Annotated in this window: 14 protein-coding genes; 2 read left to right on the plus strand and 12 right to left on the minus strand. The window is 68.4% G+C overall.

Annotated features, from left to right (window positions below; genetic code table 11):
- Positions 1 to 302: 302 nt before the first annotated feature.
- From gcvH to nudE, 9 genes are all read right to left on the minus strand, one after another.
- Positions 303 to 698 (minus strand): glycine cleavage system protein GcvH, encoded by a 396-nt coding sequence (gcvH, locus tag ACZLIF_RS15815; RefSeq protein ID WP_053520260.1) that lies wholly within the window; start codon positions 696 to 698, stop codon positions 303 to 305.
- A 93-nt stretch (positions 699 to 791) separates the two neighbouring features.
- On the minus strand, positions 792 to 1,904 hold the full coding sequence (gene gcvT / locus ACZLIF_RS15820; RefSeq protein ID WP_053520259.1) for a glycine cleavage system aminomethyltransferase GcvT: 1,113 nt from the start codon (positions 1,902 to 1,904) through the stop codon (positions 792 to 794).
- A 106-nt stretch (positions 1,905 to 2,010) separates the two neighbouring features.
- Entirely contained in the window at positions 2,011 to 2,445 is a 435-nt protein-coding gene (locus ACZLIF_RS15825; RefSeq protein ID WP_053520258.1) for an NfeD family protein, read from the minus strand.
- A gap of 1 nt (position 2,446) precedes the next feature.
- Positions 2,447 to 3,406 carry an SPFH domain-containing protein gene (locus tag ACZLIF_RS15830; protein WP_128989747.1) on the minus strand — a complete coding sequence of 320 codons (960 nt, stop codon included), beginning with the start codon at positions 3,404 to 3,406 and terminating at the stop codon, positions 2,447 to 2,449.
- A 66-nt stretch (positions 3,407 to 3,472) separates the two neighbouring features.
- On the minus strand, positions 3,473 to 3,775 hold the full coding sequence (locus tag ACZLIF_RS15835) for an Mpo1-like protein (RefSeq protein ID WP_053520256.1): 303 nt from the start codon (positions 3,773 to 3,775) through the stop codon (positions 3,473 to 3,475).
- Positions 3,776 to 3,843: 68 nt separating this feature from the next.
- A complete protein-coding gene (locus tag ACZLIF_RS15840) occupies positions 3,844 to 4,170 on the minus strand; it encodes a YnfA family protein (RefSeq protein WP_128989745.1) in 327 nt (108 codons plus the stop codon).
- A complete protein-coding gene (gene mazG, locus ACZLIF_RS15845; protein ID WP_053520254.1) occupies positions 4,167 to 5,006 on the minus strand; it encodes a nucleoside triphosphate pyrophosphohydrolase in 840 nt (279 codons plus the stop codon). Before mazG ends, ACZLIF_RS15840 begins: the two co-directional genes overlap by 4 nt.
- 12 nt (positions 5,007 to 5,018) lie before the next feature.
- Positions 5,019 to 5,822 (minus strand): 3'(2'),5'-bisphosphate nucleotidase CysQ, encoded by an 804-nt coding sequence (gene cysQ, locus ACZLIF_RS15850; protein ID WP_128989743.1) that lies wholly within the window; start codon positions 5,820 to 5,822, stop codon positions 5,019 to 5,021.
- Positions 5,819 to 6,382: an ADP compounds hydrolase NudE gene (nudE, locus tag ACZLIF_RS15855; protein ID WP_053520252.1), complete on the minus strand. Its 564-nt coding sequence runs from the start codon at positions 6,380 to 6,382 to the stop codon at positions 5,819 to 5,821. Before nudE ends, cysQ begins: the two co-directional genes overlap by 4 nt.
- A gap of 77 nt (positions 6,383 to 6,459) precedes the next feature.
- Here nudE and bioA point away from each other — a divergent pair, with 77 nt between their 5' ends.
- Complete coding sequence (gene bioA, locus ACZLIF_RS15860) at positions 6,460 to 7,851, plus strand: adenosylmethionine--8-amino-7-oxononanoate transaminase (RefSeq protein WP_241685988.1); 1,392 nt, start codon at positions 6,460 to 6,462, stop codon at positions 7,849 to 7,851.
- A complete protein-coding gene (locus ACZLIF_RS15865; RefSeq protein ID WP_111186719.1) occupies positions 7,842 to 8,579 on the plus strand; it encodes a 16S rRNA (uracil(1498)-N(3))-methyltransferase in 738 nt (245 codons plus the stop codon). The genes bioA and ACZLIF_RS15865 overlap by 10 nt, the downstream gene beginning before the upstream one ends.
- Before the next feature lie 70 nt (positions 8,580 to 8,649).
- Here ACZLIF_RS15865 and ACZLIF_RS15870 read toward each other — a convergent pair whose 3' ends face one another.
- From ACZLIF_RS15870 to ACZLIF_RS15880, 3 genes are read right to left on the minus strand one after another with little or no spacing between them, the layout of a single operon-like run.
- Positions 8,650 to 9,114, minus strand: coding sequence for a chemotaxis protein CheW (locus tag ACZLIF_RS15870; RefSeq protein WP_065182613.1), 465 nt, complete (start codon positions 9,112 to 9,114; stop codon positions 8,650 to 8,652).
- Positions 9,111 to 10,427, minus strand: a complete 1,317-nt coding sequence (locus ACZLIF_RS15875; RefSeq protein WP_128989739.1) for a chemotaxis protein CheB — start codon at positions 10,425 to 10,427, stop codon at positions 9,111 to 9,113. The genes ACZLIF_RS15870 and ACZLIF_RS15875 overlap by 4 nt, the downstream gene beginning before the upstream one ends.
- Positions 10,414 to 16,941 (minus strand): Hpt domain-containing protein, encoded by a 6,528-nt coding sequence (locus tag ACZLIF_RS15880; RefSeq protein ID WP_128989737.1) that lies wholly within the window; start codon positions 16,939 to 16,941, stop codon positions 10,414 to 10,416. The genes ACZLIF_RS15875 and ACZLIF_RS15880 overlap by 14 nt, the downstream gene beginning before the upstream one ends.
- Positions 16,942 to 17,016 lie beyond the last annotated feature (75 nt).

Here is a 17,016-nt window from a genome sequence, read left to right on the forward strand (position 1 = left end):
TGCGTAGATGCGTGCCATTCCTGCGCCACCTCGCGCGCGCACCCGGGCTACGTATCGCAGCGGCCTGCCGCGCCACCACAACGGGGCCGCAACGAGGCAGAAAAAGTTTTCACATTCGAACGCGCCGGCGCGGGGTGGAAACGCGGATTTGCGCAAAACTGCGCGCGTCCGAAGACACCCTTCCGAAGCGCCTGATGCCGCGTCGTGGGTGTGCAGCGAACCGGGCGTCATGAGTCCGGCGCGGTCGCCGGAACGAAAACGGCCACCCGAAGGTGGCCGTTTTCAAACCAGGAAACAACGACTCAGTGGTCGTCGTTCTCAAGGACTTCGGCGTAAGCGTCCGGGTCCAGCAGCTCGTTGATCTCTTCGGCGTTGGACAGCTCGACCACGAACATCCAGCCTTCGCCGTAGGCATCTTCGTTGATGGTTTCCGGCTTGTCGGACAGCGCCGAGTTGACCTCGACGACCTTGCCGCTGATCGGGCTGTAGACGTCCGAGGCCGCCTTCACCGACTCGACGACAGCGATCTGCTCGCCGGCCTTGGCGTCGGCGCCGACCTCCGGCAGTTCGACGTAGACCAGGTCACCCAGCAGGCCCTGGGCGTGGTCGGAAATACCGACGGTAACGCGGCCATTGCCTTCGACACGGGCCCACTCGTGGGACTTGAGGAACTTGAGGTCGCCGGGGATCTCGCTCATGGGACTGCTCCAGGATTTGCAGGGGGTGGAAAAAACGGGGCTAGTGTAACCAACCGGCCGCCACTGCTGTCAGTGACGTCCGGCACGTTCGGATCAGGCGTCGGCGAGCACGCCGGGCTGGGCCTGGCCTTCGCGCACGAAGGGGAACTTGACCACGCGCACCGGCACCTGCCGGCCACGGATATCGACCGTGACCTGGCCGAGGTCACCTGCCGGCACGCGGGCAAAGGCGATGCCCTTGGCCAGCGTCGGCGAGAAGGTGCCGGACAGGATTTCGCCCTGGCCGCCGGCCGTGGTGACCACCTGGCCGTGGCGCAGGACACCCTTCTCGTCCATCACCAGGCCGATCATCTGCCGCGCATTGCCGGCGGCCTTCTGCGCTTCCAGCACGTCGCGACCGATGAAGTCACGGCCTTCGTCCAGCGACACCGTCCAGGCCAGTGCGGCTTCGTACGGGCTGATGGCTTCGTCCATGTCCTGGCCGTACAGATTCATGCCGGCCTCCAGGCGCAGGGTGTCGCGGGCACCGAGGCCAGCCGGCTTCACGCCTGCAGACAGCAGGCGGTTCCAGAACCCGACCACGGCCTCCTGCGGCAGCAGGATCTCGAAACCGTCCTCACCGGTGTAACCGGTACGGGCAACGAACAGTTCGACGCCCTCATCGGACCGCACCTGCAGCGCGGCGAAGCGGCCGAGTTTGCCCAGCGCCTCGCGGTCGGCGGCGCCGACCAGACCAATGACGAGCTCGCGCGCCTGCGGCCCCTGTACGGCGAGGATGGCCAGGTCAGGACGCTGTTCAACGGACACGTTGAACGGAGCGGCCTGCGTACGCAGCCAGGCCAGATCCTTCTCGCGGGTGGAGGCGTTGACCACCATGCGGAAGAAGTCCTCGCCCAGGTAATAGACGATGAGGTCATCGATGACGCCGCCTTCGGCATTGAGCATGCACGAGTACAGCGCCTTGCCCGGCACCTTCAGCTTGTCGATGGAATTGGCCAGCAGGCGGCGCAGGAACGGCTTGACCTGCTCGCCGCGCAGGTCCACCACGGTCATGTGGCTGACGTCGAACACGCCGGCCTCGCGACGCACCAGGTGGTGCTCGTCCAGCTGCGAGCCGTAGTGGATGGGCATGTCCCAACCCCCGAAATCGACCATCTTGGCGCCGAGGGCGCGGTGGGTATCGTTGAGCAGCGTCTTCTGGGTCATGACCGTTCCGGCAGCAGAGGAAACAAGAACCCCCATTATCCCAGATCGATCGCCCCCGGGCGTGCCGCACCGCAGCGGTTCGCGCACGCACCGCCTGTCGGCCGGCTCAGCTGGCCGCTTCAACCACCAGCGTGCTGCCCTGCACCGCGACCACCCGCACCCGTGCCCCGGCCGGCAGTTCCGGACCGCTGACCTGCCAGTACGCATCGTCGATGCTGACCCGACCCTGCCCGTCCGTGATGCCCTGCTGCAATGGCACCACCCGACCGATCAGCTGCTCGGCGCGGCGGTTCAGCAACGGCTTGTCGCTGGCGCGTGCCCGCGATCTGCCCCAGCGCCGGTAGCACTGGATCGAAAGCACGCTCAGCACGACGAAGGCGACCACCTGCCACAGCAGCGGGATGCCGGCAAAGATCGCCACCAGCACGAACACCGCTGCAGCGCCGATGCCGATCCACAGCATGAACGCGCCGGGCAGCAGAGCCTCCGCAGCGAACAGGAGCAGGGCCAGCGCCCCCCAGGCGACGACGTCCCAGCGCATGTCAGCCTCCGATCGGCGGCGGTCGCTTGCCGCCCGCCTTGTTGTCCTGGCTCGCCAGCGCCTGCTTGGCCAGCTCGGCCACGCCGGCGATGGAGCCGATCACCCCACTGGCCTCCATCGGCATCAGGACCAGCTTCTGGTTCGGCGAGCTGGCCAGTTCCTTGAACGCTTCCACGTACTTCTGGGCGACGAAGTAGTTGATCGCCTGCACGTCGCCCTCGGCGATCGCCGCCGACACCACCTTGGTCGCCATCGCTTCGGCTTCCGCCAGGCGCTCGCGTGCCTCCGCATCGCGGAACGCTGCCTCGCGCCGCCCTTCCGCCTCCAGCACGGTAGCCTGCTTCTCGCCATCGGCGCGCAGGATCTCCGACTGCCGCGACCCTTCCGCCTCCAGGATCTGCGCACGCTTCTCGCGCTCGGCCTTCATCTGCCGCGCCATCGCGTCGAGCAGATCGCGGGGCGGCTGGATGTCGCGGATCTCGATGCGGTTCACCTTCACGCCCCACGGGTTGGTGGCATGGTCGACCACGCTGAGCAGCTGGGCGTTGATCACTTCGCGCTGGCTCAGCGATTCGTCCAGGTCCATCGAGCCGATCACGGTACGGATGTTGGTCTGGACCAGAGCGATCATGGCCACTTCCAGGTTGGCCACCTCATAGGCGGCCTTGGCGGCGTCCAGTACCTGGAAGAACACCACCCCGTCGACGCGCACGGCGGCGTTGTCCTTGGTGATCACTTCCTGGCTGGGTACATCCAGCACCTGCTCCATCATGTTCACCTTGCGCCCCACGCCGTACACGATGGGGATCAGGAAATGCAGGCCGGGGGTCATGGTGTGGGTGTAGCGGCCGAACCGCTCGACAGTCCATTCATACCCCTGCGGCACCATGCGCACGGCCTTGAACAGGATGACCACGGCCACGAAGGCCAGTACCACGGTAAAGAACATGGTCGGGAACATCAGGCTTTCCTTATCGGTAGACGTCCAACCCCGAGCATAGCGTGTGAATGCGGCGTGCACACGTTCTCACCACCGCACCCGCCCGCGCAGGATGTCGATGAACATCACCCAGTCCCCCAGGAACGAGTACAGCGGATGGCGGAACGTGGCCGGGCGGTTCTTCTCGAAGAAGAAGTGCCCCACCCACGCGAACCCGTACCCACAGACCAATGCCGTCAACAGCAGCAGCGGCTGGCCGCGCAGGATCGCCGCAGCGACCAGCAGCAGTACGCCGCAGCTGCCGATGAAGTGCAGGCGCCGCGACACCGGATGGCGGTGCTCGCTGAGATAGAACGGATAGAAGTCACGGAAGCTGGAGAAACGGGACATGTGCGCACTCCCAATGCCACGATCGGCCCCATCATGCCCCTTTCCGGCGGGCCTCGCACTGCCGGCGGTCAGCCCGGCTGGCGCGGCCCGAACATGATCACCGCCATGCCCGCCAGGCACAGTGCAGCACCCAGCAGATCCCAGCGGCTGGGCCGGATGCCATCGACCAGCCACAGCCAGAACAGCGCGGTGCCGATGTACACGCCACCGTAAGCGGCATAGACGCGGCCACTGGCGGTCGGATGCAGGGTCAGCAGCCAGGCGAACAGGGCCAGACTGGCCGCCGCCGGCAGCAGCAGCCAGACGTTGCCTCCTTTGCGCAGCCACAGCCACGGCAGGTAGCAGCCGACGATCTCGGCCAGCGCGGTCAGCAGGAACAGGCCGAGTGTCTTCATTCCTTCTCGGCGGCCTTGGCGTGCTGCCAGAGCGCTTCCTGCGCGTCCAGGTCCAGCGAGGCGAGGGATGTGCCCTGTGCCTCGGCCTGTGCCTCCATGGCCCGGAAGCGACGCTCGAACTTGTGGTTCGCACCGCGCAGCGCGGCGCCCAGGTCGATGTCGGCGTGGCGGGCCAGGTTGGCGCAGACGAACAGCAGGTCGCCCAGTTCCTCCTGCAGCCGCGCCTTGTTGCCGGCGATGTCGCCGCGCTCGAACTCCTCGCGCAGTTCCTGCAGTTCCTCGGCTGCCTTGTCCAGGACCGGCAGCGGACCCGGCCAGTCGAAGCCCACCTTGGCCGCGCGCGACTGCAGCTTCACCGCGCGTTGCCACTCCGGCAGGCCCCGCGAGATTCCAGCCAGGGCGGAATGGTCCTGTTCGCCCTTGGCTGCCCGCTCCGCGCGCTTGATCGCATCCCAGTTGCGCATGACCCCGTCGGCATCATCGACGCTGACATCGGCGAAGACATGCGGATGGCGGCGCTGCATCTTGTCGCTGATCGCGCGGGCAACCTCTGCGAAAGCGAACGCCCCCTGCTCTTCGGCCATGCGAGCATGGAATACCACCTGCAGCAGCAGGTCGCCGAGCTCGTCGCAGAGATCATCGAGGTCGCCGCGATCGATCGCATCGGCGACTTCGTAGGCTTCCTCGATGGTGTACGGGGCAATGGTCGCAAAGTCCTGCTCCAGGTCCCATGGGCAGCCGCCCTGCGGATCACGCAGGCGGGCCATGATCGCAAGCAGGCGTTCCAGTTCGGTGCTGGCGGCACTGCCGGCGGTGGGGGTGTCGTGCGCGCTCATGCGGCCTCCAGGTCAGTCGGACAACCAGTCGCGCCACGGCAGGCTGGTATCGCCAAGGGCGATGAAATCGCCGTTCAACAGCGTCTCGCGGCGGTTGTAGCGGAAGGGCTTGCCGGTCGCCGCCGAGAGGACCGCGCCACCCGCCGCGTGCAGCACGCACTGGCCGGCGGCAGTATCCCATTCGGAGGTCGGGCCGAGCCGCGGGTACACATCCAGGCCCGCCTCGGCAATGCGACAGAACTTCAGCGACGAGCCCTGGGCGATGGTCTCGATGCGGCCCATGCGCGCCAGCAGCGCTTCGGTTTCCGGCGAGCGGTGGGAGCGGCTTGCCGCCACCCGCAGCGGAGCGGTCGCCGGGCTGCGCGTGCGCAGCACGGTGTCGTGCAGTCCCTGCCGGCGGTACGCCAGTTCGCCGCGCATGGCGTGCCACACAATGCCGGTGACCGGCGCCAGCACGACGCCAAACGCCGGGGCACCCTGGTAGATCAGGGCGATGTTGACGCTGAATTCGCCGTTGCGCTTGACGAACTCGCGGGTACCGTCAAGCGGATCGACCAGCCAGTAGGCGCCCCAATGGCGGCGCATTTCCCAGGGCACCTGGGCCGACTCTTCGGACAGGATAGGCAGGTCCGGGGTCAGTTGCCGCAGACCCTGCTCGATGACCTGGTTGGCAGCCAGGTCAGCGGCGGTCACCGGACTGTTGTCGTCCTTGATCCGCACGTCGAATCCGTCGGCGTAGACCTGCATGATGGCCTGGCCGGCTTCCTGCGCGATGGCGATCGCGGTCTCGCGCAGATCCGTGGTCAGCTTGATCATCGGGCTCCCTGCAGCCACTGGCGGGCGATGAACAACGCCGCCAGTGAGCGGCCCTCGGAAAAGTCCTCGCGCAGCATCAACCGGTCCAGCTCGGACAGCTTCCAGGGCACCACCTCCAGCTCCTCGGGCTCGTCCCCGATCAGCTTTTCCGGATACAGGTCGCGCGCCACCACCAGCCACGACTGGTGGCTCATGTACGTCGGCGCCAGCGTCATGGCGCGCAGCACATCGACCCGATGCGCGCCATAGCCGGCCTCTTCCTTCAGCTCGCGATCGGCGGCCTGCTCGGGGGTCTCGCCGGCATCGATCCGGCCCTTGACCAGGCCAAGCTCGTAGCGATGTACCCCGGCGGCGTATTCACGCACCAGCAGCACCGTCTCGTCGTCGAGCATGGGCACCACCACCACCGCACCGTGGCCACGACTGACCAGACGCTCGAAGCGGCGGCGTTCACCATTGGAGAATTCCAGATCCAGATGCTGGCGCTGGAAGGGACCGTTCTCTTCATCGGTGATCCGATGGATGATCGGCAGGCGACGGCTGGCACGGTCATCGTTCATGCGGAATCTCCGCGGCGGCCGACGCGGGCGCCGGGGCCGATAGAATGTGCAGGCAGCAACATGTTCATGAGCCCGAAATGCTAGCAGACCCAACCCCCTCCCCGCTGGCCCTGCACTGGCGGCAACGCGACCTGCAGGTGCTGTGGCATCCGTGCACACAGATGCGCGAGCATCCCGACACCCTGCCGCTGGTGCCGATCGCGCGCGGCGAGGGTGCGTGGCTGATCGACCATGACGGCAACCGCTATCTGGATGCCGTCAGCAGCTGGTGGACGAATCTGTTCGGCCACGCCGAGCCCCGCATCGGCGGCGCCATCGCGGCCCAGGCCGGCCAGCTGGAACAGGTGATGCTGGCCGGCTTCAGCCATGAGCCGGCGATCACCCTGGCCGAACGCCTGCTGGCACTGGCCCCGCGGCAGGCCGGGCGCGATCCGCTGACCAAGGTGTTCTACGCCGACAACGGCTCGGCCGGGGTGGAAGTGGCACTGAAAATGGCCTTCCATTACTTCCATAACCGCGGCGAGACCCGGCGTACGCGTTTCATCGCGCTGGAAAACGGCTACCACGGTGAAACGCTCGGTGCGCTGGCGCTGGGCGACATCCCACTGTACCGGCGGGTGTACGCGCCGTTGCTGGCCGAAGGGCTGTTCGCACCCTCGCCCGACGCCTACCTGGCCGAGCCAGGGCAGAGCGCCGCCGAGCGTGCGCGCCAGGCCGCCGATGGCCTGGCGACGCTGTTCGACCAGCACCCCGGTGAAGTATGCGCGGTGATCCTGGAACCCCGCCTGCAGTGCGCCGGTGGCATGCGCATGCATGATCCGGTGTACCTGCAGCGCGTGCGTGAGCTGTGCGACGCGCACGGTGCGTTCATGATCGCCGACGAGATCGCCACCGGCTTCGGTCGCACCGGTACGATGTTCGCCTGCGAACAGGCCGGGGTGATGCCGGACCTGATGTGCCTGTCCAAGGGCCTGACCGGCGGGTTCCTGCCGCTGGCCGCGGTCCTGGCCACGCAGGCCCTGTACGACGCCTTTCTCGACGACTCCCGCGAGCGTGCGTTCCTGCACTCGCACAGCTATACCGGCAATCCGCTGGCGTGCGCTGCGGCGCTGGCGACGCTGGACATCTTCGGCAGCGACGATGTGATCGCGCGCAACCGCGGCACCGCATCGGTGATGGGCACCCTCGCGGCACCGTTTGCCGACCACCCGCATGTGGCCGATGTGCGCCAGGCCGGCATGGTGGTGGCATTCGAACTGTCGCGCGGCGGCGACAGGCGCACGCCCTTCGACCCCGGACTGCGGCTCGGCCTGCACGCGTACAAGGCAGCACTGAAGCGCGGCGTGGTCCTTCGCCCGCTGGGCGATGTGCTGTACTGGATGCCACCATACTGCGTGGACGACGAACAACTGGATCTGCTGGCGCGTACCACGCTGGCCGCCATCGACGAGGCGATTGCATGCGCGTGACCCGCTGTCCCATCGACCTGCCGCTGCACAGCGGCCAGACCGTGACCCTGCCCGAGGAGACCGCCAACCACCTGGTGCGGGTGATGCGCCTGCGCGAAGGCGATGGCTGCGTCCTGTTCAACGGCGATGGCCATGACTACGCTGCGACGCTGACCGTGGTCGGCAAGCGCGAAGTGCAGGCACGCATCGACAGCGTGCAGGCCATCGACATCGAATCGCCGCTGGCCATCACCCTGATGCAGGGCATCGCGCGCGGCGAAAAGATGGACCTGATCCTGCAGAAGGCCACCGAACTCGGCGTCAGCAGCATCCTGCCGGTGAACGCGGAACGCACCGAGGTGAAGCTGGACGCGGCCCGCGCCGAAAAGCGCGTCGCGCACTGGAACAACGTCGTGCAGTCGGCCTGTGGCCAGTCCGGGCGCGCGCGCATTCCACGGGTGGGTGCGCCGCTGTCGCTGGCGCAGGCAACCGCTGCGCTGCCCGCCGATACGCTGCGGTTGACCCTGGACCCGATGGGTTCGCACCGGCTGTCGACATTGGCAGCGGCGCCCGCGGGCGGCATCGTGATCGCGATTGGTCCGGAGGGCGGCTGGTCGCCACGCGACCGCGAGCAGCTGGCCGCCGCCGGCTTCCAGGGCCTGCAGCTGGGCCCGCGCATCCTGCGCACGGAAACCGCCGGGCTGGCCGCGATCGCCGCGTTGCAGGCGCGGCTGGGTGATCTCGGTTAGGTCCACCGACAACCTGCACGCCAACGGCAGCGCCGGGCCATGCCCGGCGGCCTGTGTCCGGGGGGCGGCCTCAGGCCGCCAGTGAAGCCAGCGCGCTTTCCAGTGCGTCCAGATTCGGCAGCAGCGCGCTCTGCTCACCCAGCAGTACGCGCATGTGCACGATCTGCGGCAGGGTCTCCTCCGACGCATCGGCCAGCAGGCCATCGCGCGGCACCGAGATCAACTGCGGGAAGTTCTGGGTCAGCAACGCGTAATACGGCCGCTGCTGATCGCCGCTGAGCGCCTTCAGTACCACCACCTTGTTGTGGACACCGGCTGCCTCGTCCCCCAGCCCCGAAAGCCGTGCGAATGACACCAGCGGCACCTGCCAGCCATGCCAGGCGATCTCGCCGACCAGCCAGCGGGGGGCGTCGGCCACCGACTGCACCGGCACCCGCGACATCATTTCAGCCACCGTGGCATTGGGCAGCAGCACGCGTTCGTTGCCGGCCTGGATCAGGACACCACGGATTTCATCGTTGCTGGCGTAACTCATGGAGCCTCTCCGTTGTGGTCACCCTCGCCCCAGCGCGCGGCGATGATCTGCGCCAGTTCCTGCGGTTCGCCAGCGGCCATGCCGGCGGCCACCACGGCGGTGGCGGCGGCCGGGTCGTAGCATCCCTCCCCCACCTGTCCGGCCACCCACGCGCCGGCGGCAGCCAGGTCCAGCGCCGGCCCGACATGGCCCAGATCGGCACCGCTGAGCAGTACCAGTGCGGTGTACTGGGCCGGCAACGCGGCAATCGAGATGCCCTGCGCGTCGGTCAGGAAATGCAGGCCGTCGCTGGCCGCGCGGACGCCGATGTCATCGGCCAGTACATGCACCTGCCCGGGCGTGGCGCGCTGGCCGGCTTCGGCCAGCTGCACCGGCAGCGGCGAGACACGCGCCATCTGCTTGACGAGATTGCCGTAGCGGCCCCCATCCAGGCGCATGTGCACCAGCACCGGCACCGCCAATGCCGAAGGCAGCGCGCCCAGCAGGCGACGCAACGCATCAGGGCCACCGATCCCGGCCAGCACCAGCAGCGCGCCCGCGCGTGCGCCGGGCGGGGCGGCCGCATCCAGGTCGACCAGGCTCAGGTGGTCGGTATCGAACGACGATGAGCGCGCCTCGACCTCCGCTGCGGCGTACGCCGGGGTGGCGGCATCGGCGGACTCGTCCACCAGCGACCACGCGGTGTGATCGAACGCCACCGACGGTGCCGCGGGGGGTTCTGTCCGTGCGACCGGCGCTTCCGGCGGTTCGGGCACGATCGGCTGCAGCGCGGCCAGAGCGTGTTCGAACGCGACCGGTTCATGCAGCTGCGCCGGCGGTGCGTACAGGCCATCGGCTGGCACGTCGTCGGCCCAGCGGTGTGCCTGTTGCAGGTGCGTCTGCAGCGCTGCCTCCTGCGGCGCAGGTGGCGGCGCAGGACGACCGGGCTCCAGCTGCAGGGCCGGTTCGTCCTCGGCGCCCGGCGGCAGCACCTGCTGGTGTCCATGCAGCTTGGCGGCCAGGTGACGCCCCCAGCGCTGCGCCTCCCAGCCGTTCCGGCGCGCGGCCAGCTCGGCTTCGTCGAACACCAGGGTCAGGCCGGGGGCCGACAGCACGGGCTCCAGGCGTTCCAGTGCGTCCTCGATCGCCGCTTCCAGTGCGATCACCACGAACTGCGGCCGCGCGTCATGCAGCGCCTGCGGTTCAAGGCCATTCGGGTCGTCTTCCAGCACGATCTGCACGTCGGCGTGCGCCAGTGCTTCACGCAGGCGCTCACGCGCCGCGCCAGGCCGGGCCAGCAGGGCGACGGCCGGGTTGGCTTCACTCTCGGACACGGGCGATCCCCAGCAGGTCGTACACGTTACGCATCAGGTCCAGCTCCTGATAAGGCTTGCCCAGGTAGCGCTGGACGCCGATTTCGAAAGCGCGCTGCCGGTGCTTGTCGCCGCTGCGCGAGGTGATCATCACGATCGGAACGTCCCTGTAACGCGGGTCGGCGCGCATCGCGGTGGCCAGCTCGTAGCCGTCCATGCGCGGCATCTCGATATCCAGCAGCATCAGGTCGGGAACACGCTCCTCCAGCCGCTCCAGCGCTTCCACGCCATCGCGGGCGACGCTGACCTCGAAGTTGTGGCGCTCCAGGATGCGGCCGGTGACCTTGCGCATGGTCAGCGAGTCGTCGACCACCATCACCAGCGGCACCTGCCGTTCCTGACGCGGCGCGTTGACCAGCACCGGCGGCGTCGGGTTGGCCAGGTAACGACGCACCAGCGGCGCCACGTCCAGGATCACCACCACACGGCCATCGCCGGTGATGGTGGCACCGTAGATGCCCGGTACCGATGCGATCTGCAGGCCGACCGGCTTGACCACGATTTCGCGGTTGCCCAGCACCTGGTCGATCGCCACGGCAGCTCGCAGGTCGCCGGCGCGGACCAGCAGCAGCGGCACCTGCGCCTGGCCCTCGGCACGTGCCGGTGCCTGGCCGACCAGGCTGCCCAGGTCGTACAGCGGATAGTCTTCGCCGCTGTAGCGATAGCTGCTGTCGGCGGCCTCGAAGCGCTCGCGCGAGAGGCGGCCGATACCGCTGACCGAAGCCACCGGTACGGCAAAGGTGGTTTCGCCGATCTGCACGAACACGGCCTGGGTAACGGCCAGCGTCTGCGGCAGACGCAGGGTGAAACGCACGCCCTGGCCACGCACCGACTGGATATCGACCGAACCACCCAGCTGGCGCACTTCATTGCGCACCACGTCCATGCCCACGCCGCGGCCTGCCAGCTGGCTGACCTGGTCGGCGGTGGAGAAGCCCGATGCGAAGATCAGGTTGTCCAGTTCGTGATCGGCAGGCTGCGCGTCGGCGGCCAGCAGGCCACGGTCGATCGCGCGGCGACGGATCGCTTCCCGATCCAGGCCGGCGCCGTCATCGGCCACGTCCAGCACGATTTCCGAGCCTTCGCGATGCAGGCGGATGGCAATCTCGCCCTCTTCCGGCTTGCCGGCGGCACGGCGCTGCTCCGGCGCCTCCAGGCCATGGGCCACCGAGTTGCGCAGCATGTGCTCCAGCGGCGCGACCATGCGGTCGAGGACGTTGCGGTCCAGTTCGCCATGGGTGCCTTCCAGGGTCAGGTGGACCTGCTTGCCGGTGTCGATGCCGGCCTGGCGCACCACGCGGCGCAGACGCGGCACCAGGCCGTCGAACGGCACCATCCGCGCACGCATCAGGCCATCCTGCAGTTCCGAACTGACGCGCGACTGCTGCTGCAGCAAGGCATCGTACTGCCGCGAGAGATCGTCCAGCACGCCCTGCAGGCCGCCCAGGTCGGCGGCGGACTCGTTCAGCGCACGGCTGAGCTGCTGCAGGGTGGAGAAGCGGTCCAGTTCCAGCGGATCGAACTTCTGGTCGGCTTGGTCCTGCTCACGCTGGTAGCGGGCAACGATCTGCGCTTCGGTCTCCAGGTCGAGGCGACGCAGCTGGTCGCGCAGACGCGCGTTGGTGCGTTCAAGCTCGCCCATCGCGCCGCGGAAGGCGCCGAGCTGCTGCTCCAGGCGCGACCGGTAGATCGCCACCTCACCTGCGTGATTGACCAGGCGGTCGAGCAGATCCGCGCGCACGCGCACCTGCTCCTGCTGGGGACGTGCCAGCGGATCGTCCTCGATCGTGCTTTCGACCGGCAACGGCGCGGACAGCGGCGCATCGACCAGGGCAACGGTCGCCGGTGCGACGGTGGCCTCAGTCTCCACCGGGCCAGCCGTGCCGACGGTGGCAGCCGCTGCCGGATCGGTAGCGGTACGTGCCTCGAAAGCATCGACCAGGTCCTGCGCCGGTTCCACCACACGATGCTCGCCGGTACGGGTCAGCAGCTGGTGCAGGCGATCGAAACCGCGCTCGAGCAGCTGCACGTCGCGGCGCTCGATCTCGGTGCGCCCCGCCGCGACCACCTCCAGCAGCGATTCGATGCTGTGGCCGAGGTCGCCGATGGCGTTGATGCCGGCCATGCGTGCGCCGCCCTTCAGCGTATGCAGGTCACGCTGCAGGCCGGCAAGCACTTCGCGGTCCTGCGGCGCATCGCGCAGCTCGCTGATCAGGCCATCGCAGTGATCAAGCAGGTCCTTGCCTTCTTCGACGAAGATGTCGACCAGCTCGCGGTCATACACGGTGAAGTCGAGCAGATCGGCAGGCTCCTCGCCCGCCGTGCCTTCCGGTTCCGGTTCCGGCATCGGCTCGATCGGCTGGTGCGCCGGCACGTCATCTTCGGCAACCGGACCATCGACCGGCGTGGAACCGTCCGGTCCGGCAGCGCCGCTGCCCTGGCCCGGCGCGTCTTCCATCTCGAAGAACGGTGACGGCGGTGCGGCGGCCGGCTGCGGATCGACCGCAGGCTCTGCAAGGGACTCCCCGGCATTCACCGTCGCCGGGGACGGCGGGTCGGCGCTCTCTCCTTCACCGACCGCCGTCTCCCCGCCGACGTCCGCATCCTCGGCAAAGGCATCCGCCTCGCCCGGCGCGAGTTCGCTGGCCTGCAGGCCGAGCACGGACCACTGCCCGTCGTCGGCCGGCGTCTGCTCTTCGTCGATCACATGCAGGCCGGCCTCGAGCGCAGCTTCCAATGTGACCGGTTCCGCAAAACCCGGCGCAGCCATGTCATCCTGCAGGCTCGACAGCGTGCTGTCGAGTGGCAGTGCAGCAGCGTCATCACTCGCATCGAACCCTTCCACGTCATCCCACGACGTATTCAGGTCGATCGTTTCGGTGAACGCAGCGGCGTCCGCCGCCTCATCCGCATCACGGTCGTCGACCGGCAGCGCGCTGGCGTCCAGGTACGGCGACAGGTCGTCCGCGCCTGTCAGCGCGGCGTCTTCGGCCAGCGCGGGGGGCGCATCGGCGACCACCGACGACATCTCCGCTGCGGATTCATCGGCAGCGACCGCGACCGGCGGCAGCGTGGCTGCGGCCTCCTGTCCGGTACCGCCCAGCGACGGCCAGCCGGCGTCGAAGTAGCGCGAAAGGTCATCACTGGCCGTGAGCTCGGCCACGTCCAGTCCGTCCTTCGCCGGATCGGCTGCGGGCACGTCATGGGTGTCAGCAGGTGCACTGTCGATCCCGGCGTTGATTTCGGCGTCGATGTCGCTCTGCGCCTCGGCAGGAACCGGCGCGTCCACCTCGTGCGCAGGCTCTCCATCGGTCGCGAGCGCCTCTTCGTCATCCAGCCCCACCAGCGGCCAGCGCGCTTCCGGCAGCTCGCCGGCCAGGGTCTGCAGGCGCTGCACCAGCGCAGGCTGAGGTGCAATGCGCGGCTGCTCCGCCTGCAGTGCTTCCATGGTCGCGGTAATGGCCTGCGCGGTCGCGTCGAGCGCAGCAACGCCCTCGTCGCCCGGCACCACATCGGCAGCCAGGGCCCGCTTGATATAGGATTCGGCGCCGCCCGTGACCGCCGTGATCTCCGGCACCTCGGTCATCGCGAAGGCGCCGTTCATGGTGTGCACGGCGCGCAGCAGCGCATCGCTCACCGGCTGTGGTGCCTGCTGCGCCGAACGCAGCCACGCCTGCAGGGTTGCCTGGTGGACCTCCACCTCGGCTTCGAGGATCTCGCGCAGCACGCTGTCGATATTGGCTGGAGTGCCCTCGACCTCGGTCGCGTTCCCGGCGTCGGCTGTCATCACCGCTTCCGCTTCGAGAATGCGGCTGATCTCGTCCTCGCCCTCTTCCGCCGCCGGCGCCACCGGTGCGGGCGCCGCAGCCGGCAGCGGCACGTAGAATGTCTCTTCGCCGGCACCTACGCGATCGGCAATGGCCTGCATCGCCTGCAGATCGACACTGATGCGCTGGCCATGACGCAGTGCGTCGCTCAGCTGCGGCAAGGCGGCATGCGCGTGATCAACCATCGCCAGCACGGCCGGCGTGGCCGGACGGCTGCCGTCAAGCACACGGTTGAGCATGCCTTCGATCTTCCACGCGAACTCGCCCAGCGTCCGCGCACCGACCAGGCGGCCGCTGCCCTTGAGGGTGTGGAAGATGCGGCGGATCGGCCGCAGCCGGTCCAGATTGTCCGGCTGCGCGTGCCATGCCGGCAGCAGCGTACCGAGGTTGGCACGCTCGTCGTCGAACTCTTCCAGGAACACCTCGCGGATGTCCTCGTCGATGTTCTCCGCATCATCGTCGAAGCCAGCATCGAAGCCCGCTTCGGACGCGGGCGTGATCGCGACCGGCGCGTCGGCGGCCGATGGCATCGCCCGCGGGTTGAAGTCCTCCGCGGCGGCGCTCAGTTCAGCGAAGAACCGGGCATCGGCTTCGCTGAAATCGATCGGTGCGATGGTGTCGATCTCGATCAGGGCCACCGCCGGTGCTGCATCTGCGGCAGGCGATGCGTCCGCGGCGAGGGTGATCGGATCCGTTGGCTCCGCATCAACGCTGTCCAGCACCGGATGCAGGTCTGCGTCGTCTTCCAGCACCAGCGTTTCCATCGCATGCAAGGACAGCACGTCGTCGGCGTTGTCCAGTGCATCGGCGTCGAAACGGAATACGACTTCATCAGCCGCCACATCCGCGGCGCCATGCTCGGCGGCCACCGGATCGAATACCGGCGCCGACGTGATGTCCGGTGTACCGGCGGACGCGAACGCCACCGTGTCGTCGCCGGAGACCGACGGTGCATCCGCCATGTCGTCCACCTGGGACAGCGTCCACTGCGGCACCTCGGCCGGTACCGGATCGATCGTTTCGTCGCTGGCCAAGGCCGGCGCATGTGCATCGTCCGCGTGCCCGGCACCGACCTCCACAGCGGCCAGGTCCCATTGCGGCACGGCCGGGGCCGGTGCGCTGGACGCGGCGAACACCAGCGAGCTACCGGCATCGGGCGTCGTCCCGGGTACCGCGACCGGTACCGACAACCCACCGAACATCAGCCCGTTGTCGGTCACTGGCGGTGCGGGCGGCGGATCGAAGACGAAGTCCGGCAGGGCGGCAGCCACACTGCCGGCGGCGGGCGCGGCCGTGCTCACATCGATGTCGACGTGGCCGGGCTGCAATGGCATCACCTGCAGGTCAACCGCCTCGCGCTCGACCGCCTGCACGCCCTGCGGCACCTCGTCGATCGCGGCGCGCTCCGGCAGCGGCCAGTAGCGCAGCGCTTCCAGGCTGCTGCGGGTGATCTCCAGAATGTCCTCACGGCCCGGACGACGATCACGCAGGGCTTCGAGGTAGTACTCCAGGCTGGCCATGGCGTCGGCGAGCGTATCCAGCTGGCGCCCGCTGGGCACACGCTGGCGACCGATCAGCTCGGCGTCGATGTACTGCTGGACGCCGCGCAGGTAGTCGGCGGCGGTCCCCAGGTCGAGCATCCGCAATGCACCGGCAACGTCGCCGAGCAGGCGCGGCACGTCCTGCAGTTCCGCGTGGTTCCAGCTGGTTTCGATGAATGCGACAAAGTGCTCGCGGGCTGCAGCGAAATTGGCGATGGCCTCGTGTGCCAGCACCTCGACGGTACGGCGGTTTTCCACGGCGGCAGGGTCATCCTCGCCACTGCCATCCGCACCCAGATGGGCAACCTGGTCATCCAGCGACGCATCGACGTAGAGCAGCGCGCCGGCGATGTCCAGCAACAGGTTCTCGTCGATCTGCTGGCGGCCCTCGACCACGCCGCGCAGCGCGTCGCGCTGCTGCACGACCACGCCGCGGGCCACGCCCAGGCCCATCATGCCCAGCGTATCGGCCACGGCGCCCAGTTCGTCGGCCTGCGTCTGCAGCTGTTCTGCTGCACCGCCGGTGCGCAGATGCAGGTCCAGCGCATCCTTGATGCGCAGCAGCTCTTCCTTCACCGCGCTGCCGACCGTATCGAGCAGTTCGCGGTTGCGCCCGCTCAGGCTGCCGCGCGCATGGTCGAGCTCGGCTTCGGTGGCGGTGACGCTGTCGGGAGCGAACGCGAACAGGACACTCTCGTTGATGCCGGCCGCACCGCGCGCGGCGCGGATGTCATTGAGCAGCGGCAGCAGCACGATCGGAATGTCGCGGTGGCCGTTCTGCAGGCGCTCCAGATAGTCGGGCAGCAGCACGCTGCCGCGCATCAGCGTGGCGCAGGCCTCGTCGCGATCAGACGCCTGGCCGCTGCCGATCGCATGGGCGAGCTGCTCCAGCTCCTCGGCCACCATTGCCGGGGCGTACAGTTCGACCATGCGCAGGGTGCCCTGCACCTGGTGCAGGTGGCCGGCGCAGATACGCATGCGGCTGGCATCGGACGGATCCTCGGCGTAGTACTCGACCTCGTTGCGCACCTGGCGCAGGGTCTCGTCCAGCTCGGGCTTGACCCAACCCAGCGCTGCGTGGCTCATCGCATCGCGCAGAGTGCTCATTGACAGGCTCCGGTCGCCGCCGCGCGAAGGCCGCGCTGGATCTGGCGTGGGGAATGGAAATGCTTCATCGACGGG

Source organism: Stenotrophomonas sp. 2201_Sma, assembly GCF_056486685.1.

Excerpts from the sequence above, each read along its gene's own strand:
- gcvH (WP_053520260.1), bottom strand. The coding sequence starts at position 698 with ATGAGCGAGATCCCCGGCGACCTCAAGTTCCTCAAGTCCCACGAGTGG.
- gcvT (WP_053520259.1), bottom strand. The coding sequence starts at position 1,904 with ATGACCCAGAAGACGCTGCTCAACGATACCCACCGCGCCCTCGGCGCC.
- ACZLIF_RS15825 (WP_053520258.1), bottom strand. The coding sequence starts at position 2,445 with ATGCGCTGGGACGTCGTCGCCTGGGGGGCGCTGGCCCTGCTCCTGTTC.
- ACZLIF_RS15830 (WP_128989747.1), bottom strand. The coding sequence starts at position 3,406 with ATGTTCCCGACCATGTTCTTTACCGTGGTACTGGCCTTCGTGGCCGTG.
- ACZLIF_RS15835 (WP_053520256.1), bottom strand. The coding sequence starts at position 3,775 with ATGTCCCGTTTCTCCAGCTTCCGTGACTTCTATCCGTTCTATCTCAGC.
- ACZLIF_RS15840 (WP_128989745.1), bottom strand. The coding sequence starts at position 4,170 with ATGAAGACACTCGGCCTGTTCCTGCTGACCGCGCTGGCCGAGATCGTC.
- mazG (WP_053520254.1), bottom strand. The coding sequence starts at position 5,006 with ATGAGCGCGCACGACACCCCCACCGCCGGCAGTGCCGCCAGCACCGAA.
- cysQ (WP_128989743.1), bottom strand. The coding sequence starts at position 5,822 with ATGATCAAGCTGACCACGGATCTGCGCGAGACCGCGATCGCCATCGCG.
- nudE (WP_053520252.1), bottom strand. The coding sequence starts at position 6,382 with ATGAACGATGACCGTGCCAGCCGTCGCCTGCCGATCATCCATCGGATC.
- bioA (WP_241685988.1), top strand. The coding sequence starts at position 6,460 with ATGCTAGCAGACCCAACCCCCTCCCCGCTGGCCCTGCACTGGCGGCAA.
- ACZLIF_RS15865 (WP_111186719.1), top strand. The coding sequence starts at position 7,842 with ATGCGCGTGACCCGCTGTCCCATCGACCTGCCGCTGCACAGCGGCCAG.
- ACZLIF_RS15870 (WP_065182613.1), bottom strand. The coding sequence starts at position 9,114 with ATGAGTTACGCCAGCAACGATGAAATCCGTGGTGTCCTGATCCAGGCC.
- ACZLIF_RS15880 (WP_128989737.1), bottom strand. The coding sequence starts at position 16,941 with ATGAGCACTCTGCGCGATGCGATGAGCCACGCAGCGCTGGGTTGGGTC.